Below are 23305 nucleotides of genomic sequence, written 5' to 3'. Positions count from 1 at the left end.
CACCGTCAGCCTCGCAGGAACTCCAGCACGGCATCCGTCTGCCCGAAGATCGCATGCCCGACCCCCGGCAGGACCCGTACCGTCGCGTCCGGAACGTGCTCCCGTACGCGGCGCACCGAGCCCGCCGAGTCGAAGAAGGCGTCGTCGCTGCCGACGATCAGCAGCACGGGTACGTCCAGACCGCGCAGCGCCTCGTCCGAGAACCGCGGCAGCCGCGCCGAACGCGGCTTGAACTGGGTGAACGTCAGCACCACGTGGTCGAGCACCGGCCCGGCCGCGAGGGTGCGCAGGCCCGTGGCGCTGCGCACCGAGCGGCGGATCCCCCAGCGCCCGAACGGCCGCAGCAGCAGGGTCCTGAAGAGCAGCCCCACCCGCTGCTTCCCCAGGCCGCCGGGGCACAGCAGGACCAGGCGGGACACCCGGCCCGGGCGGCGGGTGGCGTAGTCCAAGGCCGTCCAGCCGCCCAGGGACGTGCCGACGACGGAGGCGGACGCGATGCCCAGCCCGTCCAGTACCTCGTCGAGCCACCGCGCGTACGCGTCGGAAGCCAGGGGAGGGCGGGACGGCGCGCTCAGGCCCGGTTCGCCGATGAGGTCGACGGCGTACGTACGGAAGTGCCGTGACCAGGTGGCGACGTCGCCCTGCCACATGGTGGCGTTCGCTCCCGAGCCGTGCAGCAGGACCAGGGGCGGAGCGTCCTGCGGCCCGGAGGCGAGCACGAACGTCTCGCCCTCCCGCGTCGGCACCCGTATCCGCTCGGCGGGAACGGGCCAGTGGTCCAGCGCTTCCCGATAGCGCCGCCGGAGTTCACGCGCGCCGGCCGCGGACTTGTAGATCGCGCTGGTGTCGTTGCTGCCGCTGCCGCTGCCGCTGCCGCTGCCGCTGCCGCTGCCGCTGCCGCTGCCGCTGCCGCTGCCGCCTGTGTCTGTGTCTCTGCTCATGAGTCGAGCACCCCCTCGATGTAGTCGAACAGCCGGGCCGTGTCACCCAGACCGCCGAGAATGACGACCTTCATCCGGCCCCGCTCCGGGTCGTACACCGTCTGGATCCGCAGCGGCCGGTCGTCGTGGCCGCGGTGGGCGGCCGAGCTGGTCAGGAGGGTGGAGAGCCGGTCGGCGGTCCGGGCGTCGACCGCGTCGATCTCCACGATGCTCGACACCTCACTGTGCCGCCGCCCCTCGGCGGCCTCCCCGGCCCCCGCGGCCGGGACCGGTCGGCCGGTGAAGGCTTCCAGGTCCTCGTGCGCGATCCGGTACTGCTTGCCGATGCGTACGGCGGCCAGTCGCCCGTCGCGCACGTAGTTGCGGACGGTGCGTACGTGCAGGCCCAGGAGCTCGGCCACTTGGTCTACGGAGTAGAGACGGTCGTTCACGAAAATACCCTAACCTCCCCTGTCCAATGGATCAACAGGGAAGGTTAGGGAAGGTTGGGGGAGGTTGGGGAAGGTCGAGGTAGGGAGTTGGCGTCTACCGCCCCGAACCCCGGGTCCGTACCAGCAGCCACAGGAAGTACGGCGTGCCGATGACCGCCGTGAGGAGGCCCGCGCCGAGTTGGGCCGGGGCGATCACCGTTCGGCCCACCACGTCGGCCGTGCCGACCAGCGCCGCGCCCAGCAGGAGTGCCACCGGCACCACCCGTACGTGCCGGCGGCCCACCAGGGCGCGGGCGGCGTGCGGGGCGACGAGGCCGACGAAGGCGATGGTGCCGGCGGCGGCGACGGCCGCGGCGCTCAGCAGGACGCCCAGGGCGAGGAAGCCGAGGCGGGCCCGGGGGACGCCCAGGCCGAGCAGCTTCGGGGTGTCCTCGTCGAGGGAGACCAGGTCGAGTTCGGTGCGCCGCACGACCGCCACGGTGACCCCCGCCGCCAGCACGACGGCGAGCGGCACCAGGTCGGGCAGGGTGCGTCCGTACGTCGAACCGGAGAGCCAGGTCAGCGCCTTGGTCGCGTTGAACGGATCGGTCAGGACGATGAACAGGCTGATCAGGGCGGCGCTCGCGGTGGCGACGCCCATACCGACCAGCACCAGGCGGTTCTGCCGGAAGCCGCCGCGCGCGGACAGTCCGAACACCAGGGCGGCGGCGAGGGCGGCGCCCGCGAAGGCGGCGGCGGCCAGGACCGCCGGACCGGCTCCGGGCGCGGTCGTCACCAGGAGCACCGCGCCCAGCGCCGCGCCGCCGGAGACGCCCATGACGCCCGGTTCGGCCAGCGGGTTGCGGGTCACCGCCTGGACCAGGGTGCCCGACAGGGCGAGGGCCGCGCCCGCGAGGAGGGCGGCGAGGACGCGCGGCACCCGGGTGTCGAGGACGAAGGAGACGGCCCGTCCCGCCCTGCCCTGCGCCCAGTTCATGACGTCGCCGAGCAGCAGCTTGGAGTCACCGAGCAGGACGGCGGCGACGGTCACGGCGATCAGTACCGCCACCAGCGTCCCGGCCACCGTCAGGAAGACCTTCCGGCTACGGATGCGCAGCCGGTCGGGCGGGGCGGCGGCGCCGGTGTCCCGGCCCCGGGTCGCCAGTACCACCAGGAAGACGGCACCGACCAGGCTCGTCACCACGCCCGTCGGCACGGCCACCGCCACGTCGGCCGGCACCAGCGCCCGCAGGGCGACGTCCGAGCCGAGCACCAGCGCCGCGCCGGTCAGCGCGGACCGGGTCAGGCTCGCGCGCGTCCGGGCGAAGCCGCGGTAACGGCGCGCCAACAGGCGTACGACGGCCGGGGCGCTCAGCCCGACGAAGCCGATCGGCCCGGCGAGGGTGACGGCGGTGGCGGAGAGCAGTGCGGCGAGGACGACGGTGGTCACCCGGGTGGCCCGTACCGGTACGCCCAGCCCCCGCGCGGCGTCGTCGCCGAGGGCCAGGGCGTCGATCCGGCGGGCGGCCAGGAGCAGACCCGCCAGTCCGGCGACGGCGAGCGGCAGCATCCACAGCACCCCGCCGAAACCGTTCTGCGCGATGCTGCCCTGGTTCCAGGCGTACAGCCCCTCCGTCCGCTCGGGAAACAGGAGCAGCAGCCCCTCCGTGACGGAGGTGAGCCCGAGGGTGAGAGCGCTGCCCGCCAGGACCAGGCGTACGGTCCCGGTCCCCAGGCCGGACAGCCCGAGCACGACGGCCGCGGCCGCCAGGCCGCCGGCGAAGGCGACGCCGGAGGAGGCGAGCACCGGCAGCGAGACACCGGTCGCGGCGGTCAGCCCGACGGAGAGGTACGAACCGGCGTTCACGGCGAGGGTGTCCGGCGCGGCCAGCACGTTACGGCTGACGGCCTGGAGCGCGGCGCCCGCCGTGCCGAGCGCCGCGCCGACCAGCAGCCCGGCGGCCATGCGCGGCAGCCGGGAGGCGACGACGACGGAGGCGTCCGCCGCGTCGGCCTGCCCGGTGAGCGCCTTCCACACCTCCGCCGCGCCGACGCCGGAGCTGCCCTGGGCGATGTCGACGAGCGCGAGCGCAGTGATCAGCAGGACGAGCCCGGCCGTCACCGCGGCCGCGCCGCCCTTCCGGGAGGCCGCCGTCGAGTCGGGGGCGGGGGGAGCGGTCGTGGTGACGGCCATGATGTCTACGCGCGCCCCGCCGTCACTTCGTCAGCGCGGCGACGACGGAGTCGACGTACGACTCCATCGACGCGGTGCCGCCGAACATCCACACACCGTCGGGCAGCCGGTGCACCTTGCCCGCCTTCACGAACGGCAGCGACTTCCACACCGCGTTGTCGGCGAGCGCTCCGGTGAACGGGGTGGCGCTCCGGTCGTCGTCGCTGCCGATGTACGCGAACTCCACGTCACCCAGCTTGGTCAGCCCCTCGACGTCGGTGGTGGCGAGCCCGTAACCGGGGTCACCCTGCACCGTCCAGGGGTTCCTCAGCCCGAGCTTCCCGTTCACCGCGCCGACCAGCGAACCGCTGGTGTACGGCCGGATGGAGACCTGGCCGCTCTTGACGTACCCGTCGGCGAAGGCGAACTCCGTCCCCTTGTGCCCGGCCTGCTCCAGCTTCCGCCGGCCCTCCGCGAGCTTCGCCTCGAAGCCCTTCTTGAGCTCGCCGGCCCGCTGGGTGGTGCCGGTGGCCTTGGCGATCAGGTCCAGGTCCGCGGTCATCTGCCCGATCGGATCGGTGGCGTCGGCGGCCTTCAGGTCCAGCACCGGGGCGATCTTCCGCAGCTGGGCCAGGGCGGCCTTGGGCAGGTCGCTGGTGGCGACGATGAGGTCGGGCGCGATCGCGGCGACGGTGTCCATGCTCGGCTCGCCGCGGGTGCCGATGTCCTTCGGCTCGTTCTTCAGCGGTGCGGCCCGGTCCCAGGTCCTGTAGCCCTTGACGTCGGCGACGCCGGCCGGCGCGACGCCCAGTGCGACCAGGTGCTCGACGACGTTCCACTCGGTGCCGACGACCTTCTTGGCGGGCCCGTCCAGCTCCACCTTCGTACCGGACGCGCCGGTGAGGGTGAGGTGCCCGGCGGACTTCTCCGTCCGGTCGGCGGCGGGCTCGGTGGTGCCGCACGCGCCCAGGGTGAGGGCGGCGGCGGTGGCCGCCGCGACGGTGAGCAGGAGTCGTCTCATGAGGTGGCACCGAGCCTTTCGCCGTGCGCGCCGCGCGCGCTGTGCTGGTTGTCGTGCGGGGTGTCGCCGTCCGGCACCCGTGTGCCGTCCCGCGGGGTGTCGTCGTCCGGCGTCCGCCGGGTGTGGTGGCGGCCGATCGCGCGGGTGCGCAGCCGCCCGGTCGACGGATCGGTGGAGACCTCGATGCGGATGCCGTACGTGTCCGTCAGCCGCTCCGGGGTCAGGACGTCCTCGGGCTGCCCGTCGGCGACCACCCGCCCCTCCCGGAGCAGCACGATCCGGTCGGCGACGGCCGCCGCCTGGTCCAGGTCGTGCAGCACCACCCCGACGGCGATCCCGTGGTCGTCCGCCAGGTCCCGTACCAGGTCCAGGAGTTCCACCTGGTACCGCAGATCGAGGTAGGTCGTCGGCTCGTCCAGCAGCAGTACGCCGGTGTCCTGCGCGAGGCACCCCGCGAGCCACACCCGTTGCAGCTGGCCGCCGGAGAGGTGTTCGGCGCCCCGCTCGGCGAGGTCGGCGACCCCGGTCATACGGAGCGCCCGCTCCACCGCCGCCGGCCCGTCCGGGTCGGCCCGGCCCCAGCGGCCCCGGTACGGGTACCGCCCGAACTCCACGACGTCACGCACGGTCAGTCCGCTGGGCGTGGGGCGGCCTTGAGGCAGCAGCGCCACCCGCCGCGAGAACGCGCGGGGCGACAGCGCGAAGCCGTCCGTCCCCTCCCCGAGGGTCAGCGCCGCGCTCCGCGCCCGCTGGAGTCGCGCCACGGTCCGCAGCAGCGTCGACTTCCCACTGCCGTTCGGGCCGACCAGGACGGTCACCCGCCCGGGCGAGAGCTGGAGGGACGCCTCGTGCACGACGTCGACACCGTCGTACGCCACGGTGACATCCGTGGCGGAGAGGGTGTGGCCGCGGGAGCGCGCGGCCTGGGGGAGTTCTTCACCGGCCTTCACGCGGCAAAGGTTAGCCTAACCTAATTTTTGGCCGGTTCCGGGTGGCCGAGGCCGGTCTCCGCCGGTCGGCGGCCTGTACGGGGTGCCCGGACAACTGCATGCGCCCACGCTTCAGCCGACCGCGCCCCGACCTCCTCCCACCGCGATGCGGCCCTCGCCTCCGAGGCCGTGGCGGGCCTCTGCGGACTGTCAGGCGAGGGGCCAGTTGCGCAACGCCGCGTCGGCCACCTGCTGGAGTTCGGAGCGGCCGGCGCCGCCGGCGGCCTGGACGGCGATGCCGTTCGCCACGGTCATGACGTACCGGGCGAGCAGCTCCGGATCCGCGCCCGGGGGCAGATCCCCCTCGTCGACGGCCTGCTGGAAGCGGTCGCGGAGCCGGGTCACGCCGTCCTCGCGCCAGGCGGTCAGGGCGTCCCTGGCCACCCGTCCGGAGTCGCCGGCGGCCAGCGAGCCCTGCACGCCCAGGCATCCGGCGGGGCAGCCGGGGCGGGTGGTCGTGTCGACCGAGCCGGCGAGGAACGCCGTGGCCACCTCCCGTGCGCTCGGCAGCTCCAGCGCGCGGGCCGCGTAGGAGGCGGGGCCTTCGGTGTAGCGCTCCAGAGCCTTGCGGAACAGCGTCTCCTTGTTGCCGAAGGCCGCGTACATGCTCTTGCGGGTGATGCCCATGGCGCCGGTCAGGTCGGTCAGGCTGGCGCCCTCGTAACCCTGCTCCCAGAACACCGTCATCGCCCGCTCCAGGGCCTGGTCGGCGTCGAAGCCCCGCGGCCGGCCGATCGGTGCTCTCCGGGTGTTCTCCACGGCCCCATCCTACCGCTGCGATACCGATCGGTGCAGAAGTGCTACGGTCTCTTTCTGCACCGATCGGTATCTAACTCTCGGGAGTTCGGGCAATGGGACAACTGCACGGCAAGACCGCTGTCGTCACCGGCGGCAGCACCGGAATCGGCCTGGCCACCGCCACGCGGCTGGCGTCCGAGGGGGCCCATGTGTTCATCACCGGCCGCCGCGAGGACGCGCTTGACAGGGCCGTCGAGTCGATCGGTTCCGCGGTCACCGCGGTGCCGGGCGACATAGCGGAACCGGCCGACCTGGACCGGCTGTACGACGCGGTCCGTGACCGGGGTCAGGGCCTGGACGTGCTGTTCGCCAACGCGGGCACGGCCGCGCTCGCACCGCTGGCGCAGGCCACCCAGGAACAGTTCGACCAGATCTTCGGCGTCAACGTCCGCGGCACACTGCTCACCGTGCGGAAGGCGCTGCCACTGCTCAACGACGGCGCCTCGGTGATCCTGAACGACTCCATCCGCGCCGACGACGGCCGGCAGGCCTTCGGCCTGTACGCGGCGTCGAAGGCCGCCGTCCGGTCCCTCGCGCGCACCTGGGCCAACGAACTGAAGGACAGGGGCATCCGCGTCAACGCGGTCGCGCCGGGCGCGATCGACACCCCCGGGGCCGACATCGCCATCGGCGGGGAGAACGCGGCCGCCCTCAAGGCGGAACTCGCGGCGGGAGTACCGATCGGCCGGCTGGGGCGCCCGGAGGAGGTCGCCGCCGCCGTCGCCTTCCTCGCTTCCCCGGACAGCAGCTTCATGCTCGGCACCACCCTGCACGTCAACGGCGGCGAGAACCAGTTCTGATGTCCCGCCTCAATCAGTTCCAGGTCATATTGATCTCCCGCCCGAAATTGACGTATCCAGCGCGTTGGAAGGCGTTCGCCATCGGGACGTTGCCCAGGTCTGTGGACGCGCGGATGCGGGGGACGTCCTGTTCGGCAAGGATGCGGGTGCCCTCGGCGAGAAGGTCGTCGATGTAGCCATTGCCGCGGTGCGAGGGGAGGACCGCGATGTAGGCGATGATCGGGTTGTAGCCGTTGTGGGCCGGGAGAACGAACCCCACTGGTTCTCCGTCGGGCAACGTTGCGATCCGCCACCAGTCCCGCGGGCTCGTGTAGCGCGCGAGTTCGTCCTCGTAGTGCTTGGCGGCCGACTCCTGGGCGGACATCCGGGTCAGGTCGTCCCGGCCATGTGCGTCCAGTGTCCCGTCCAAAACCGAGGCCATCAGCGCCACGAGTTCATCGGTATCGCGGATCGGCCGGAACGCAAGGCGCTCGGTGGGCATGGGGACTGGTGATTCCGGGCGCCATTCCAGCCGCAGTCGTTCGACGAAGAGCCGGGCACCGGTCCTCTCCAGTACTGTCATCCGGTCCTCGACGGCTTGTCCGGTCACCGTGTTCTCGCGCCAGTCCGGCGGGACGAGACGGCTGTACTCAGGGGGACGCGATCCGTTCGAAAGGGTGGCGGCCATCGCGGTGTGCAGGAGTCGCACCCCGGTGTCCCTGTGATCGGAATTCGCCACGTTGTCCTCGATGTCGAGGACATCGAGGAGGAGGGGTGTGTCGCCGCCGGCCCGACTCCACCAGGCAGCTCTGGCCAGTAGGCGGTCACCGCGCAGGGCGACCCACATCCATTCCGGGCGTCGGCGGCCGACGGCCAGGTCGTCTGCCAGTTCCTCGTTGAGGATGTAGGGCAGTTGGGAGAAGAGGCCGAGTTCTTCGGGTCCGTTGATGGGACGCATGGTCAGGTCGTTCTGTTTCACGGTTCAGGCACGCTCCGGTGAAGGCGCCCGTCCGCTCCGGGGTCAGACGCGGTCCGCGCCCCGGAAGGACGCAAGCGCGGTGATCATGGGGATCATCGGCTTATCCCTCCTCTCGGTGTCGTGCCCTCACCCTCGTGGCAGGGGCCCGGTCGCAACGTCTATCCAACTGCGGCCCCTGTGCACAAACCGTTTTCGATCACCCCGCGTGTGGCCGTGCCAGCAGCGGGGGACGTCAGGGGACAGGTCCGGAAGTACTTGAGCGTGTCGGAGACTTCGGCGCCGTTGCGGGTGGTCGACGAGATGTTGTGCACCTCGTCGACCAGGACCAGGCTGCAGCGGGCGTCGATGAGTACGCCGACCACGGCCTCGAAGATGTCCGTCATGCTCAGCCGGGCACGGACGGGCAGGCCGAGAAATCGGGTGAACTCAGCCGCGACCATCCGGACGGTCCCGGCAGGCGGCACTGTCACGTGGATCGCCGGAATGCGGTCGGCCACGCCGGGGTGCACCCTCCGCGGAGTCGTCGCGGTGTCCTCGTCCCGCCAGGGCAACCCGAACGGCTGAGCAGCCAGGCCGAGTGCCTCGGGATCGAAATCCAGCCGCATGAGGTGATCACGCTCCAGCCAGGACTCATATGGAGCATGCTCTCCAGCCGTCGCCGACCAGTACCAGCCCGTGAAACCCTGCTGCCCGCGATACGACGGAAAGGGCCGTAGCGGCATCCCGGACTCGAACCGCACCGGCCACCTCACAGACAGCGGTCCCTTGCGCCGGACACCATCCGGTCCGACCAGCCGCACCCGGAAGTCCGCTGCATCCACCCGGCCCCATGGCCAAGTACCGACGCGGTACGGCGACCGTAGGCAGGGCACGTCAGCGGCACCTCAGAAAGACTGGGACGCGGCCACCGATGCACCAGAAAGACCGGGACTGCCCCAGCTCCACTGAGACAGGACGGGCCGGGCGCGCATGACCGCAGGGCAGGGATGTACTAGAGTTATCTCGACATCGAGATATCTGCCGGGAGGCGTACCGCTGCCGCGCTAGTAAGGCTTGCCTAACTTAGCCTTACCTTAGCTGATCGGCAAGGATCTGTGACGGCAGGATTGCGGTGGTACGCGCGAATCATGCATTGAAGGAGACTGTCGTGTCGGCGAACAGCTTCGACGCCCGCAGCACGCTGCAGGTGGGCGACGAGTCGTACGAGATCTTCAGGCTGGACAAGGTCGAGGGCTCCGCCCGCCTTCCCTACAGCCTGAAGGTGCTGCTGGAGAACCTGCTCCGCACCGAGGACGGCGCGAACATCACCGCCGACCACATCCGTGCGCTGGGCGGCTGGGACTCCCAGGCGCAGCCCAGCCAGGAGATCCAGTTCACGCCGGCCCGCGTGATCATGCAGGACTTCACCGGTGTGCCCTGTGTCGTGGACCTGGCCACCATGCGTGAGGCCGTCAAGGAGCTGGGCGGCGACCCGGCGAAGATCAACCCGCTGGCCCCGGCCGAGCTGGTCATCGACCACTCCGTCATCGCCGACAAGTTCGGCACCGCCAACGCCTTCCAGCAGAACGTGGAGCTGGAGTACGGCCGCAACAAGGAGCGCTACCAGTTCCTGCGCTGGGGCCAGACCGCCTTCGACGAGTTCAAGGTCGTCCCGCCCGGCACCGGCATCGTCCACCAGGTCAACATCGAGCACCTGGCCCGTACGGTCATGACCCGCAACGGTCAGGCCTACCCCGACACCCTCGTCGGCACCGACTCGCACACCACCATGGTCAACGGCCTCGGTGTGCTGGGCTGGGGCGTCGGCGGCATCGAGGCCGAGGCCGCGATGCTGGGCCAGCCGGTCTCCATGCTCATCCCGCGCGTCGTCGGCTTCAAGCTGACCGGTGAGCTCAAGCCCGGCACCACCGCCACCGACCTGGTGCTCACCATCACCGAGATGCTGCGCAAGCACGGCGTCGTCGGCAAGTTCGTCGAGTTCTACGGCGAGGGCGTCGCCGCCACCTCGCTCGCCAACCGCGCCACCATCGGCAACATGTCGCCGGAGTTCGGCTCCACCGCCGCGATCTTCCCGATCGACGACGAGACGCTGAACTACCTCAAGCTCACCGGCCGCTCCGAGCAGCAGGTCGCGCTCGTGGAGGCGTACGCCAAGGAGCAGGGCCTGTGGCTGGACCCGGCCGCCGAGCCGGACTTCTCCGAGAAGCTGGAGCTGGACCTGTCGACGGTCGTCCCGTCGATCGCCGGCCCCAAGCGCCCGCAGGACCGCATCGTCCTGGCCGAGGCCGCCCAGCAGTTCGCGCAGGACGTGCGCAACTACGTCAGCGAGGCCGACCTCGACGAGGCGGGCAAGGAGTCCTTCCCGGCCTCCGACGCCCCGGCGGTCTCCAACGGCACGCCCAGCAAGCCGACCCAGGTCGTCGCGGCCGACGGTTCGGTGTTCGAGATCGACCACGGCGCCGTCACGGTCGCCGCGATCACCTCCTGCACCAACACCTCGAACCCCTACGTCATGGTCGCCGCCGCGCTGGTGGCCAAGAAGGCGGTCGAGAAGGGCCTGTCCCGCAAGCCCTGGGTCAAGACCACCCTCGCCCCCGGCTCGAAGGTCGTCACGGACTACTTCGACAAGGCGAACCTGACGCCCTACCTGGACAAGCTGGGCTTCAACCTGGTCGGCTACGGCTGCACCACCTGCATCGGCAACTCCGGTCCGCTGGACGAGGAGATCTCGAAGGCGATCAACGAGGCCGACCTCGCGGTCACCTCGGTGCTCTCCGGCAACCGCAACTTCGAGGGCCGGATCAACCCCGACGTCAAGATGAACTACCTGGCGTCCCCGCCGCTGGTCGTCGCGTACGCCATCGCCGGCTCCATGAAGGTGGACATCACCACCGAGGCGCTGGGCACCGACCAGGACGGCAACCCGGTCTACCTGAAGGACATCTGGCCCTCCGAGGCCGAGGTCAACGACGTCGTGGCCAACGCCATCGGCGAGGACATGTTCTCCAAGTCGTACGAGGACGTCTTCGCGGGCGACGCCCAGTGGCAGGCGCTGCCGATCCCGACCGGCAACACCTTCGAGTGGGACAGCGAGTCCACCTACGTCCGCAAGCCCCCGTACTTCGAGGGCATGACGATGGAGACCAGCCCGGTCACCGACGTCCAGGGCGCCCGCGTGCTGGCCAAGCTGGGCGACTCGGTCACCACCGACCACATCTCCCCGGCCGGTGCGATCAAGGCCGACACCCCGGCCGGTCAGTACCTCACGGAGCACGGCGTCGAGCGCCGCGACTTCAACAGCTACGGCTCGCGCCGCGGCAACCACGAGGTCATGATCCGCGGTACGTTCGCCAACATCCGCCTGCGCAACCAGATCGCGCCGGGCACCGAGGGCGGCTTCACGCGTGACTTCACGCAGGACGGCGGCCCGGTCTCCTTCATCTACGACGCGTCGCAGAACTACCAGGCGGCCGGCATCCCGCTGGTCATCCTGGCCGGCAAGGAGTACGGCTCCGGCTCGTCCCGCGACTGGGCGGCCAAGGGCACCGCGCTGCTCGGCGTCAAGGCCGTCATCGCCGAGTCCTACGAGCGCATCCACCGCTCGAACCTGATCGGCATGGGCGTCCTGCCGCTCCAGTTCCCCGAGGGCGCCTCGGCGCAGTCGCTGGGCCTGACCGGCGAGGAGACCTTCGACATCACCGGTGTCACCGCCCTGAACGACGGCGGCATCCCGGAGACCGTCAAGGTCAAGGCCGGCGACGTGGAGTTCGACGCCAAGGTGCGCATCGACACCCCCGGCGAGGCGGACTACTACCGCAACGGCGGCATCATGCAGTACGTGCTGCGCTCGCTGATCCGCAAGTGACGCACCCGGCCCGCTCCGTGTGAGCGGGTGCAGCACGAGGGCCGCACCCCCAGCCGGGGGTGCGGCCCTCGTCGCGTACGGACGGCGCGTGGCCCGGCCGGTCCGCCGGGCAAAGCAGTGCGACGCGCCCCGAAGGACGCGTCGCACCATCACCTCACCGGCCTACGGCCGACCGGAGTCTCCCGGCTGCCGGTGGCCTGCGGACTAGAACATCCAGCTGTAGGTGTTGTAGCCGAAGCCGATCTGCTCGCGCGGCGCGAACGGGGCCGAGGCGTTGCCGGTGCCCTTGTAGAGCCACAGCGTGCCGTCCGTGCCACGGGCGATCATGTCCGCGCGGCCGTCCAGGTCCACGTCACCCGTGGAGACCAGGGCGTTGTACGCGTTCCAGCCCGCACCGATCTTGACACGCGGGGCGAAGGGCGCCTTGTAGTTGCCGGTGCCCTCGTAGAGCCACAGCACGCCGGAGGAGTCCCGGGCCACGATGTCGGCCTTGCCGTCACCGGTCAGGTCGCCCTTGCCGGATATCTCGGTGTAGGCACCCCACCCGGCGCCGATCTTGACGCGCGGGTCGACCTTGCCGTTGTCGTAGCCGAGGTAGAGCCACAGCACGCCCGACTTGTCGCGGGCGAGCACGTCGTACGCGGTGCCGCCGCCCAGGTTGCCCGGCGACAGGATCTTGTTGTAGATGTTCCAGCCGCCGCCGACCGTACGGTTCTCGGTGGCCGAGTTGAAGTACAGGTTGCCGGCGTTGTCCCACGCCCACATGCCGTCGCGGTCGCCGTCGTCGTTGTTGTCGACCGGGGAAGCGGCCTTGAACAGGTCCCAGTTCGCCGTGACGAACATGCGCTCGTCGAGCCCGCCGCGGCCGTCCAGGGTGTACTGGTAGAGGAAGCCGGAGGAGCGCTCGACACCGAAGAGGCCGAACACGGGGGTGGCGGTCTGCGCCCTGGCACCGGCCGTGGCGCGCGTCTTGGCGTGCGCACCGGCACCGGCCTTCGGCGCCGCCTGCGCCAGCTTGCTGTGCAGGTTCTTCATGGGGGCGGGAGCCGGCGCGTCCGCCACCGCGGCTGAGGCACTGGTGCCGACCAGGGCGGCGGCGACCGCCGCGACAGCCAGACGCGACAGGGCGCGCCCACGCTTACGGCCGGGAAGTTTGGCCACGTAATTCTCCATTTGACAGGTGATGAGGCGCGACGCACCCACATGAGTGCGTCGCGGGATCCTCAGGATCTTTGCACAAGCCCTTCACATGTCAACTGATTTGCGGGTGGTCTGATCAGTTGGCCCGGTAAGCGCGTTTTGTCGGGCCGATCAGTTCAACCTCTGCCAAGTCGGCCCGGCGTGACGGCGTCAGGCGGTAATGGGTGTACGTACCGGGCGTTCTGATGCTGAAGACCCGGGTCTGCCGGTCCCAGGCGAAGGATTCGCCGCTCCGCCGGTCGAGCGTCCGCCACTTCCCACGGCGGTCCCGGCCCTCCAGCACCCAGGAGGCGGGAGCGTCGGCCTTCGCCGCCGAGGTGAGGGTGTACGAGGTCGGCCGCGCCGCTGATGGCAGGGTGACCGGGACCGACGTGAAGGACGCCGTGGTGTCCGAAGTGTCGTCCAGGAGGGGGCCGCTGCCCGGCGTGGTCAGGTCGCCGTCCGGCGTGGGCACCCGGTCGTCACGGGTGAGGGACGATGGTGCCGCGTTCTTGCCGGTGCCCCAGGCGGAGGGGCGCGGCCCCATCGCGAATTCCAGGGTGCCGCCGCGGGCGATCAGGGAGTGCGGCAGCGCGGTGGAATTCCAGGGCTTTCCGTTGACCCGCAGGCCCTGCACGTAGACATTGCGGGCGCTGTTGCGCGGCGCCTCGACGACGAGATCGCGGCCGTTCTCCAGATGGACGGTGGCCTTGGTGAACAGCGGCGAGCCGACCGCGTATTCGGGCGATCCCATCACCAGCGGATAGAACCCGAGCGCGCTGAAGACGTACCACGCGGACATCTCGCCGTTGTCCTCGTCGCCCGGATACCCCTGGCCGAGCTCGCTGCCCAGATACAGGCGGGAGAGGACCTCGCGGACCTTCTCCTGCGTCTTCCACGGCTGCCCGGCGGCGTCATAGACGTACGCGATGTGGTGCGACGGCTGGTTGCTGTGCCCGTACATGCCCATCCGGGTGTCCCGGGCCTCGGTCATCTCGTGGATGACGTTGTTGTACGAGCCGGCGAATTCCTTCGCCGCGGTTTCCGGGGTGGCGAAGTACGCGTCCAGCTTCTTCGCCAGGCCCGCCCGGCCGCCGTACAGGTTGGCCAGGCCGCGGGTGTCCTGCGGCGCGGTGAAGGCGAAGGTCCAGGCATTGGTCTCGGTGTAGTCGTGGCCCCAGACGCGCGGGTCGAACCGGTCGGGAGGAAGCCGCCAGTTGCCGGACGCGTCCTTGCCCTGGAAGAAACCGACCGTGCTGTCGAAGTGCTTGACGTAGTTGCGGGCGCGGTTGAGGAAGTACGCGGACTCCTCCTTGTAGCGCGGCTTCTTCGTCTTCTCGTACAGCGCCTGTCCCATGCGGGCGATGCCGTAATCGTTGAGGTAACCCTCCAGCGCCCAGGACATGCCTTCCTTGGTGTCCGTGCTCGTGTAGCCGCGGAAGGGCGAGGTGGTCATGCCCTTACGGCCGACACCGGGGCTGGGCGGGGCGGCGGTGGCGTTCTTGACCGCCGCGTCATAGGCAGCGGCGGCATCGAACCGCACGCCTTTCGCGTACGCGTCGGCGAAGGCCACGTCCGAACTGGTGCCGGTCATCAGGTCGGCGTAGCCGGGGGAGGACCAGCGGGAGATCCAGCCGCCGTCCTTGTACTGCTGGACGAAGCCGTCGGCCATTTTCCCCGCCTGTCCCGGAGTGAGCAGGGAATAGGCGGGCCATGTGGTCCGATAGGTGTCCCAGAAACCGTTGTTGACGTACACCTCGCCGTCGACGATCTTCGCGCCGGTGCGCGTCGGGGTGTCCGGACCGGTGCGCGGCGAGAACGGGCTCGCGTACCGGGTGCGCGCGCCCACCTGCTCGTACCCGGAGTTGGGGTAGAGGTAGAGCCGGTAGAGGTTGGAGTAGAGGGTGACCAAGCGGTCCCGGCTCGCGCCCTCGACCTCGATACGGCCGAGAATCCCGTCCCACTGGGCACGCGCGCGGTCCCTGACCCGCTCGAAGGAGTCGCCCGCCGGAATCTCCCGCTCCAGGTTCGCGCGCGCCTGGTCGACGCCGATCAGGGAGGTGGCGAGGCGCAGCGTGACCGTACGGTCGGCGCCGGGCCGCAGCTTCAGGTAACCCGTGACGTCCGGGCCCCCGCCGCCGCTGAGCTTGCCGCCCGCGGTCACCGGCGCGTCGAGCACGCCGTACACGAACAGCCGGGTGGCGCCGACGGACAGATTGCTCCGGACGTCGGAGAAGCCGGTGACGACGCCCCGTGCGGCGTCCAGGGTGAGACCGCCGTTGTTGTTGACGTTGTCGAAGATCAGGTTCGCGTCGTCGCCGGGGAAGGTGAAGCGCATCAGCGCCGCGTGGTCCGTCGGGGCGATGTCCGCCTTGAGGCCGTTGTCGAAGGTGACACCGTAGTGGTGCGGCTTCGCCGTCTCGGCGGCGTGGTGGAAGGGCAGGGCGCGGGCGGCGCGGCCGGCGTCCGGGGTGCCGGCGGCGGTGGAGGGCATGACCTGGAAGGTCTGCCGGTCGCCCATCCAGGGGCTCGGTTCGTGGCTGGCGGCGAACGCCTGGAGGGTGGGCAGGTTGGCGGCGTTGTTCTTCCGCGCGTACTCGTACAGCCAGTCGGTGGAGCCCGCGTCGGTCACCGGCGTCCAGAAGGTGAAGCCGTGCGGCACGGCGGTGGCGGGGAAGGTGTTGCCGCGCGAGAAGCTGCCGCTGGAGTTCGTGCCGCGGGTGGTCGCCACGTGGTCGGACAGGTGGGCGGGCGGCCGCTGCCGGGCCTCGGGGCCCAGGGTGATGTCGTCCACCCAGCCGCGGAAGACCGGGCTCGCCTTCGGCGCGGCGGGGGCGTCGTACGCGACCAGGATCCGGTCGACGGTCTTGCCCGCGGCCACCGCGCCGATGCGCGACTGACGGTGGTTCCACTGGTTGACGTACAGCGTCTTGGCGGCGGCCTGGCCGCGCGGGGTCAGCGGGGCGCCGTTCTGGTCGGTGGCGCGCAGCTCGCTGAGGTAGGTGCCGTCGGTGAAGGCCAGGTCCAGCGCGACATGGGTGGCGGGGTAGCCCAGGTCGGTGGCGGCCATCTCGGGGAAGACCTTGTACGACAGCGAGGTCGCGGGCGTGACGGGCACGTCGACGTCGAAGACCTTGTTGTACGAGTAGCCGCGGCCGGCCGCGGTGTGCGTGCCCGCGTACCGCAGCGCGCGCAGCCCGCTGAAGCCGGCGTTCGTCCTGGCGGTGGGGGAGGCGGTGGGGCCGGAGTCGGGGTGGCTGCTCATGCCGGTACCCGGGCCGCTCTCCGGGCCCACCCCGGAGGTCCTACCGGTGCCGTCGGGGCCGGTCTCGACGGTGTCCCGCCAGTCCGGCAGCGGATCACCGGCTTCGAAGGAGGAGCTGAACTGCCGGTCCGCCGGGGGCTTTTGCGGTGCAGCCATGGCGGCAGGGGAGTAGGCCGTCAGGACGAGCAGGGCCGCGGCCGCGAGTGCGACGGGGCGGGCCGTGCCGGGCAGGGGTCTGTGCCGGTGTCTGAGCCGCACGCGTACCTCTCAACGAAGGCGACATTCACACGATGCTGACATCGTTGTCAGCTGCGTAATGCAGAGATAAGTAAGGTGCGTGAGGCCTTTGTTGTCAAGGGTGCGCCCGGGTGCGGCGGCCAGAAGTTTCCGGTGGCGGCGACGCATACCGGCGAGGTCTCAACTCGGGAAAGATGGCGGGCCGAACTTGCTTACGATCTTGCCGAGTTGACGTGAAGTGGACTATACCTGTCGGCGTCCGAGCGACTGTGCGAACGCCGTCGCGGACCCGGGGGGACCTGCGGGGCAGCACAAGAAATCGGCCCCGCACTTCTCTGGCGTGCCCGGTGCACATCCCGTACAACTCAGCTTCATCTGACCCGCGGTGCCGGGGTGGCTCCGGTACACCGCCTGAGTCCTGAAGAAGGCGAGGACTTGCGCATGGGATCCACCTCAGATTTCAGCCGTCGCGACCTGATCAAGCGGGCCGCGGCGCTCGGAATCGTCACCGTACCGGCCATGAGCGCGCTGTCGGCGTGTGCGAGCAGTGGCGGTGACGGCGGCGAGAAGGCCGAGAAGGGGCAGAAGTCCGCCAAGAATCCGCTGGCGGTCAATGACAGCGCCGCCCTCGACGTCGTCATCTTCGACGGCGGATTCGGCGACAAATACGCCAAGGACGCCCGGGCCGAATACATCGCCGCCTTCCCGAAGACCAAGGGCAAGGTCAAACTCGCCTCCACCCAGAAGATCCAGTCCACCCTCCAGCCGCGGTTCAACGGCGGCAACCCGCCGGACCTGGTGGACAACTCCGGTGCCGAGCAGATGGACTTCGGCACGCTCGTGTCCAAGAACCAGCTCGCCGACCTCACCCCGCTGCTCGACGCCCCGTCGATCGACGACCCGGACAAGAAGGTGCGCGACACGCTGCGCCCCGGCGTCGTGGAGATGGGCCAGTTCGGCGGCAAGGAAACCTGGATCATGTACTACGCGTACACGGTCTACGGCGTCTGGTACTCCAAGACCAACCTCCAGAAGGTCGCCGACGCGGAATACCCGAAGACCTGGGACGAAATGCTCGCCGTGTGCGAGAAGGCGAAGAAGAAGGGCGTCGCCGGGTGGACCTACCCCGGCAAGTACCCGTACTACCTGCCCTTCAGCCTCTACCCCTTCATCGCCAAGATCGGCGGCGAAGAGGTGCTCCGGAAGATCGACAACCTGGAGCCGAACGCCTGGAAGGACCCGGCCGTCAAGGCCGCCTTCGACGCGTACTACGAGCTGTACAAGAAGGGCTACGTCCTCAAGGGATCGCCGGGCCTGGACCACCTCCAGTCGCAGAAGGCGTGGGCCGAGGGCAAGGCGCTGTTCATACCCAACGGGTCGTGGGTGGAGAACGAGTCGGCCCAGCAGATCGAGAAGAACCCGGACTTCCAGCTCTCGGTCGGCGCGCCGTCCAGCCTCTCCGGCTCGGACAAGATGCCGTTCGGCACCATCTGGGCCTCCGGCGGCGAGCCGTACATCGTGCCCAAGCAGGCCAAGAACGTGCCCGGCGGCATGGAGATGCTGCGCATCATGCTCAGCAAGAAGTCCTCGCAGAACTTCATCAAGCAGGTCTCCTCGCTCACCTCGCTCAACGGCGGTACGGAGGGCCTGAAGCTGCCCCCGGGTCTGGCCTCGGCGCAGCAGGCGCTGGAGCAGGCCGGCAAGAACATCGTCAACCCGCGGATCCAGGACTGGTACGTGGCGCTGCAGAAGGAGAAGATCGGCGTCGGCGCGCTGGGCGAGATGATGGCGGGCCGGATGACTCCCGACGAGGCGATCAACAAGATCCAGAAGTACGCGGACGAGACGCGCGACGACAGCAGTGTCAAGAAGTACCAGCGCTGACCGGTGCACCTCACGCGTCACCAGCGGTGGCCTTTACGGCAGTCGCGGGGAAAGAACGGGATCGGTAGTCATGCAGCACGGTAAGTACCGCTTCATAGCAGGGTTCTTGGTCCTCCCGCTGGCGATATACGCGATCTTCGTGATATCGCCGTTCGTGCAGGCGATCTACTACTCCTTCACGGACTGGACCGGCCTGAGCTCGGACATGAAAATGGTCGGGTTCGACAACTACACGCGCCTCTTCAAGGACAGCGTCTTCTGGGCCTCGGTGGGAAACAGTGTGACGCTGTTGCTGCTGCTGCCGGTGGTGACGCTCTCGCTCGGGCTCTTCTTCGCCTTCATGCTCAACGTCGGTGGCCGCCGCAGGAGGAAGGCGGTCATCGGCGGTGTGCGCGGCTCGGGCACGTACAAGATCCTCTATTTCTTCCCGCAGGTGCTGTCGATCCCGATCGTCGCCCTGCTCTTCCAGTTCGCGTACAACCCGGAGAGCGGCGCGCTGAACGCGTTCTTCCAGGCGATCGGACTGGACAGCGTGCAGCCCGACTGGCTGGGGGATCCGCAGCTCGCCCTGTGGTGCATCATGGGCGCGATGATCTGGGCCAATGTCGGCTTCTACGTCGTGCTCTTCTCGGCCGGCATGAGTTCCATACCGAAGGACTTCTACGAGGCCGCGCTGCTGGACGGCGCCAACCGCTTCAACACGTTCTTCCGGATCACCCTGCCGCTGCTCTGGGACACGGTGCAGACCGGCTGGATCTACATGGGCATTCTGGCCCTGGACGTGTCGGCCTTCGCGTTCGTGCAGATCATGAGCGTCGGTCCCGGCGGCCCCGACTACTCCACCGAGGTGCTGCCGCTGTACGTCTATCAGAAGACCTTCCGCGACGGTCAGGCCGGTTACGCCACCTCGATCGGCGTCTCGCTGCTGATAGTGACCCTGATCTTCTCGGCCGTCGTCATGCGGCTGGGCCGGCGTGAGCGACTGGAGTTCTGATGAGCGTGCAGACCGAGCCTCCGGCCGTGACGGGGCCGGGCAGCGCGGACGGCAAGGGGACGAAGGACAGCGGGAGCGGTGAAGGCCGGGTCCTGAACGTCTTCTCGCACGGCGTCCTGGTCATCTGGGGCCTGCTGGTCACCATGCCGCTGCTGTGGGCGGTGGTCAGCTCCTTCAAGGACGACGGGGAGATCTTCGGCTCGCCCTGGGGCCTGCCGTCGGCGCTGCACTTCGACAACTGGGCGCGCGCCTGGGACAAGGCCAACATGGGCCAGTACTTCTTCAACTCGCTGATCGTGGTCGGCGGGTCGCTGATCGGCACCATGCTGCTGGGGGCGATGGCGGCGTACGTGCTGGCCCGGTTCGACTTCCCGGGCAACCGGTTCATCTACTTCCTGTTCGTGGGCGGGATGGGGTTCCCGATCATCCTGGCGCTGGTCCCGCTGTTCTTCGTCATGAAGAACATGGCCCTGCTGGACACCTACCACGGCCTGATCCTGGTCTACATCGCCTACTCGCTGCCGTTCACCGTCTTCTTCCTCAGCGGGTTCTTCAAGACGCTGCCGACGTCGGTGGCGGAGGCCGCGCTCATCGACGGCGCGTCCCACACGCGCACGTTCTTCCAGGTCATGCTGCCGATGGCGAAGCCGGGCCTGATCAGCGTCGGCATCTTCAACTTCCTGGGGCAGTGGAACCAGTACCTGCTGCCGACGGTGCTCAACGTCGGTGATCCGGACAAGAAGGTGCTGACCCAGGGCCTGGTCGCGCTGGCGGTCAGCCAGGGGTACAAGGGCGACTGGTCGGGGCTGTTCGCGGGCCTGACCATCGCCATGCTGCCGGTGCTCGGCGCGTACATCATCTTCCAGCGGCAGGTGGTGGCGGGCCTGACGGCGGGCGCCCTGAAGTAGCCCGTGCGCCGGCGTGCGCGCCCGTACCGGCACGCCGTACACCGAACGGCCCTGCGGCCCCCGCCGTCCCGCGGGGGCCGCAGTGGCGCGCCGGACGGCCGGGTTTTGGCCACAGGCCCGGTGCACCCGGTCGAGGACTTGACGTAACCGGACCCGGGCACGTCAGCTTAGATTCACATGTTGGAGACAAGCCGGGCCCGTCGGTGTGGCCCGGCCGGCGACCGGTCGTCGTGCCGGGCGCTACAGGCGGGAGTGGATGAGTCGATGGAGACTCCGGGTTCGCAGTCCTCGCTGCACCGGGCCAATCTTGAGCGGGTCGTACGCGCGGTGCGCATGGCGGGTTCGCTCACCCAGGCGGAGATCGCCCGGAGTACCGGTCTGTCGGCGGCCACGGTCTCCAACATCGTTCGGGAACTGAAGGACGCCGGGACCGTCGATGTCACGCCGACCTCGGCCGGCGGCCGCCGGGCCCGCAGCGTCTCGCTCTCCGGCGACGCCGGGATCGTGGTGGGCGTCGACTTCGGCCATTCGCACCTGCGGGTCGCGGTCGGCAACCTCGCCCACCAGGTGCTCGCCGAGGAGACCGAGCCGATCGACGTGGACGCCTCCGCGGCGGAGGGCTTCGACCGGGCCGAGCGCCTGGTCAACCGGCTGGTCGAGGCGACCGGCGTGGACGCCGGCAAGGTCATCGGCGTCGGCCTCGGCGTCCCGGGCCCCATCGACGTGGAGTCCGGCACGCTCGGCTCGACCGCCATCCTGCCGGGCTGGAGCGGTACGAATCCGAGCGAGGAGCTGTCCGGCCGGCTCGGTGTCGGTGTGTACGTCGACAACGACGCCAACCTCGGCGCGCTGGGCGAGCTGGTCTGGGGCAGCGGACGCGGCGCCGCCGACCTGGCGTACATCAAGGTCGCCAGCGGCGTCGGCGCGGGCCTGGTCATCAGCGGCCAGATCTACCGGGGGCCCGGCGGCACGGCCGGCGAGATCGGGCACATCACCCTGGACGAGTCCGGGCCGGTCTGCCGCTGCGGCAACCGCGGATGCCTGGAGACCTTCACCGCCGCCCGGTACGTGCTCCCGCTGCTCCAGCCCAGCCACGGGCCCGACCTGACCATGGCGGAGGTGGTCCGGCTGGCCCGGGAGGGCGATCCGGGCTGCCGCCGGGTGATCGCCGACGTGGGGCGGCACATCGGCAGCGGCGTGGCCAATCTGTGCAACCTGCTCAACCCGAGCCGGGTGGTGCTCGGCGGTGATCTGGCGGAGGCCGGGGAGCTGGTGCTGGGGCCGATAAGGGAGTCGGTGTCGCGGTACGCGATCCCCAGCGCCGCGCGGCAGTTGGGGATCGTGCCGGGGACGCTCGGGGGGCGCGCCGAGGTGCTGGGCGCGCTCGCGCTCGTACTGAGCGAGATGGGCGACTCGACGCTGCTGGACGGCACGCTGCCCGCCGAGGGCGGCCCGCAGCCGGGCGGGCGGGCGGTCCCCGGTGTGCCCGCGGTCGCGAGCGGGCATGCCGCCGCCGACGGCACCGGTGCCTCTGCCATTGCCTGACGTACACGGGGCATGCTGCCGTATACGCGGCACGCTGAGTTCACACAGCTAACGCATGGCACCGTTGTCATCTCGTTAAGTATTTACTCCTTGACGGTCTGCGAGCGGCCGAGTTGACTTCCAGCCACCTCGGCCGCAACGACGCGGCCTCGTCAGGGAGGTTTCATCCGTGAACACGCATCTGCGTCGTGCTGCCGTGGCCGCGGCCGCCGTCTCGATGGCCGCCGGTCTCGCCGCCTGCGGCTCCGCCAAGGAGGCCGGCGGCGACTCGGACGCCAAGAAGGACAAGAAGGGGCCGCTGACGATCGGCCTCCTGCTCCCCGAGAACCAGACCGCGCGCTACGAGCGGTTCGACAAGCCGCTGATCGAGAAGAAGATCCGCGAGCTGGCGGGCAAGGACACCGAGATCCTCTACGACAACGCCAAGCAGGACCCCTCCGTCCAGCAGCAGCAGGTCGACACGATGATCACCAAGAAGGTCGACGCGCTGATCGTGGACGCGGTGGACGCCAAGTCCATCGCCGCCTCGGTCAAGAAGGCGAACGACAAGGGCATACCCGTGGTCGCCTACGACCGGCTGGCCGAGGGCCCGATCAAGGCGTACACCTCCGTGGACAACGAGCGGGTCGGCCGGATCCAGGGCGAGTCGCTGCTCAAGGAGCTCGGCGACAAGACCGACCAGGGCGAGATCGTCATGATGAACGGGTCGGTCACCGACCCGAACGCCAAGATGTACAAGGACGGCGCGCACTCCGTGCTCGACGGCAAGGTCAAGATCGGCAAGGAGTACGACACCAAGGAGTGGAAGCCGGAGAACGCCAACGAGAACATGAAGGGCGCCATCTCCTCGCTCGGCAAGGACAGGATCATCGGCGTCTACTCCGCCAACGACGGCATGGCGGGCGGCATCATCACCGCCCTCAAGAGCGCCGGGTTCACCAAGCTGCCGCCGGTCACCGGCCAGGACGCGGAACTCTCCGCCGTACAGCGCATCCTCAGCGGTGAGCAGTTCATGAGCGTCTACAAGCCCTACAAGCCGGAGGCCGACGCCGCCGCGTCGATGGCCGTCGCGCTCGCCCAGGGCAAGAAGCTCGACGGCATCGCCAAGTCCACCGTCGACAGCGCCACCGAGAAGAAGGTGCCGTCCGTCATCGTGACGCCCTTCGCCCTCACCAAGGCCGATATTTCCAAGTATGTCGGCCAAGAAGGCTTCTTCACCAAGGCCGAGATCTGCACCGCCAAGTTCCAGTCCGCCTGCGCCCAGGCCGGCCTGAAGTAAGCCCTGCCGTCCGCCCGGCCCCACCGCCCGCCTCCCGCCGCCTGCCGGCCGGAGGCCGC

At 69.8% G+C, this 23305-nt stretch carries 16 protein-coding genes and 1 pseudogene; 7 read left to right on the top strand and 10 right to left on the bottom strand.

What is annotated here, in order from left to right; translation table 11 throughout:
- Window positions 1-5: 5 nt before the first annotated feature.
- The 6 genes from AB0L45_RS23105 to AB0L45_RS23080 form a co-directional block, all read right to left on the bottom strand.
- Window positions 6-941, bottom strand: coding sequence for an alpha/beta fold hydrolase (locus AB0L45_RS23105; RefSeq protein ID WP_365842769.1), 936 nt, complete (start codon window positions 939-941; stop codon window positions 6-8).
- A complete protein-coding gene (locus AB0L45_RS23100; RefSeq protein ID WP_365842767.1) occupies window positions 938-1372 on the bottom strand; it encodes a helix-turn-helix domain-containing protein in 435 nt (144 codons plus the stop codon). Before AB0L45_RS23100 ends, AB0L45_RS23105 begins: the two co-directional genes overlap by 4 nt.
- 94 nt (window positions 1373-1466) lie before the next feature.
- Window positions 1467-3545 carry an iron ABC transporter permease gene (locus AB0L45_RS23095; RefSeq protein WP_365842765.1) on the bottom strand — a complete coding sequence of 693 codons (2079 nt, stop codon included), beginning with the start codon at window positions 3543-3545 and terminating at the stop codon, window positions 1467-1469.
- A gap of 22 nt (window positions 3546-3567) precedes the next feature.
- Window positions 3568-4545: an iron-siderophore ABC transporter substrate-binding protein gene (locus tag AB0L45_RS23090; protein ID WP_365842763.1), complete on the bottom strand. Its 978-nt coding sequence runs from the start codon at window positions 4543-4545 to the stop codon at window positions 3568-3570.
- Window positions 4542-5495 (bottom strand): ABC transporter ATP-binding protein, encoded by a 954-nt coding sequence (locus tag AB0L45_RS23085; protein WP_365842761.1) that lies wholly within the window; start codon window positions 5493-5495, stop codon window positions 4542-4544. Before AB0L45_RS23085 ends, AB0L45_RS23090 begins: the two co-directional genes overlap by 4 nt.
- Before the next feature lie 189 nt (window positions 5496-5684).
- Complete coding sequence (locus AB0L45_RS23080) at window positions 5685-6293, bottom strand: TetR/AcrR family transcriptional regulator (RefSeq protein WP_365842759.1); 609 nt, start codon at window positions 6291-6293, stop codon at window positions 5685-5687.
- A gap of 92 nt (window positions 6294-6385) precedes the next feature.
- Here AB0L45_RS23080 and AB0L45_RS23075 point away from each other — a divergent pair, with 92 nt between their 5' ends.
- The gene (locus AB0L45_RS23075) at window positions 6386-7132 is read left to right on the top strand and encodes an SDR family oxidoreductase (RefSeq protein WP_365842757.1); all 747 of its coding nucleotides are present in this window, start codon (window positions 6386-6388) and stop codon (window positions 7130-7132) included.
- A gap of 13 nt (window positions 7133-7145) precedes the next feature.
- On the opposite strand, the gene AB0L45_RS23070 is transcribed toward AB0L45_RS23075, so the two are convergent.
- Both AB0L45_RS23070 and AB0L45_RS23065 read right to left on the bottom strand, forming a co-directional pair.
- Window positions 7146-8069 carry a GNAT family N-acetyltransferase gene (locus AB0L45_RS23070; RefSeq protein WP_365842916.1) on the bottom strand — a complete coding sequence of 308 codons (924 nt, stop codon included), beginning with the start codon at window positions 8067-8069 and terminating at the stop codon, window positions 7146-7148.
- 269 nt (window positions 8070-8338) lie between these two features.
- Window positions 8339-8596, bottom strand: a pseudogene (locus AB0L45_RS23065) (TniB family NTP-binding protein); the annotation flags it as partial.
- A 641-nt stretch (window positions 8597-9237) separates the two neighbouring features.
- On the opposite strand from AB0L45_RS23065, the gene acnA reads away from it, so the two are divergent.
- Window positions 9238-11955: an aconitate hydratase AcnA gene (gene acnA / locus AB0L45_RS23060; RefSeq protein WP_365842755.1), complete on the top strand. Its 2718-nt coding sequence runs from the start codon at window positions 9238-9240 to the stop codon at window positions 11953-11955.
- Between the two features lie 204 nt (window positions 11956-12159).
- Here the strand turns inward: acnA and AB0L45_RS23055 are convergent, their stop codons facing one another.
- Together AB0L45_RS23055 and AB0L45_RS23050 are read right to left on the bottom strand one after the other, a co-directional pair.
- Window positions 12160-13116: a VCBS repeat-containing protein gene (locus AB0L45_RS23055; protein ID WP_365842753.1), complete on the bottom strand. Its 957-nt coding sequence runs from the start codon at window positions 13114-13116 to the stop codon at window positions 12160-12162.
- Window positions 13117-13231: 115 nt separating this feature from the next.
- Window positions 13232-16555, bottom strand: coding sequence for a GH92 family glycosyl hydrolase (locus AB0L45_RS23050; RefSeq protein WP_365842751.1), 3324 nt, complete (start codon window positions 16553-16555; stop codon window positions 13232-13234).
- A gap of 522 nt (window positions 16556-17077) precedes the next feature.
- On the opposite strand from AB0L45_RS23050, the gene ngcE reads away from it, so the two are divergent.
- The 5 genes from ngcE (at window position 17078) to AB0L45_RS23025 (ending at window position 23246) form a co-directional block, all read left to right on the top strand.
- A complete protein-coding gene (gene ngcE / locus AB0L45_RS23045; protein WP_365842749.1) occupies window positions 17078-18520 on the top strand; it encodes an N-acetylglucosamine/diacetylchitobiose ABC transporter substrate-binding protein in 1443 nt (480 codons plus the stop codon).
- A gap of 70 nt (window positions 18521-18590) precedes the next feature.
- Window positions 18591-19514, top strand: coding sequence for a sugar ABC transporter permease (locus AB0L45_RS23040; RefSeq protein WP_365842747.1), 924 nt, complete (start codon window positions 18591-18593; stop codon window positions 19512-19514).
- Window positions 19514-20422, top strand: a complete 909-nt coding sequence (locus AB0L45_RS23035) for a carbohydrate ABC transporter permease (RefSeq protein WP_365842745.1) — start codon at window positions 19514-19516, stop codon at window positions 20420-20422. The genes AB0L45_RS23040 and AB0L45_RS23035 overlap by 1 nt, the downstream gene beginning before the upstream one ends.
- Before the next feature lie 264 nt (window positions 20423-20686).
- On the top strand, window positions 20687-21967 hold the full coding sequence (locus AB0L45_RS23030; protein ID WP_365842744.1) for an ROK family transcriptional regulator: 1281 nt from the start codon (window positions 20687-20689) through the stop codon (window positions 21965-21967).
- A gap of 169 nt (window positions 21968-22136) precedes the next feature.
- Window positions 22137-23246 carry a substrate-binding domain-containing protein gene (locus tag AB0L45_RS23025; protein WP_365842742.1) on the top strand — a complete coding sequence of 370 codons (1110 nt, stop codon included), beginning with the start codon at window positions 22137-22139 and terminating at the stop codon, window positions 23244-23246.
- Window positions 23247-23305: the final 59 nt, after the last annotated feature.

This window comes from Streptomyces sp. NPDC052496 (assembly GCF_040679095.1).
GTDB lineage: Bacteria > Actinomycetota > Actinomycetes > Streptomycetales > Streptomycetaceae > Streptomyces.
Note: the sequence above shows the minus strand (reverse complement) of the source record. Positions and strands in the feature narration are given on the sequence as shown.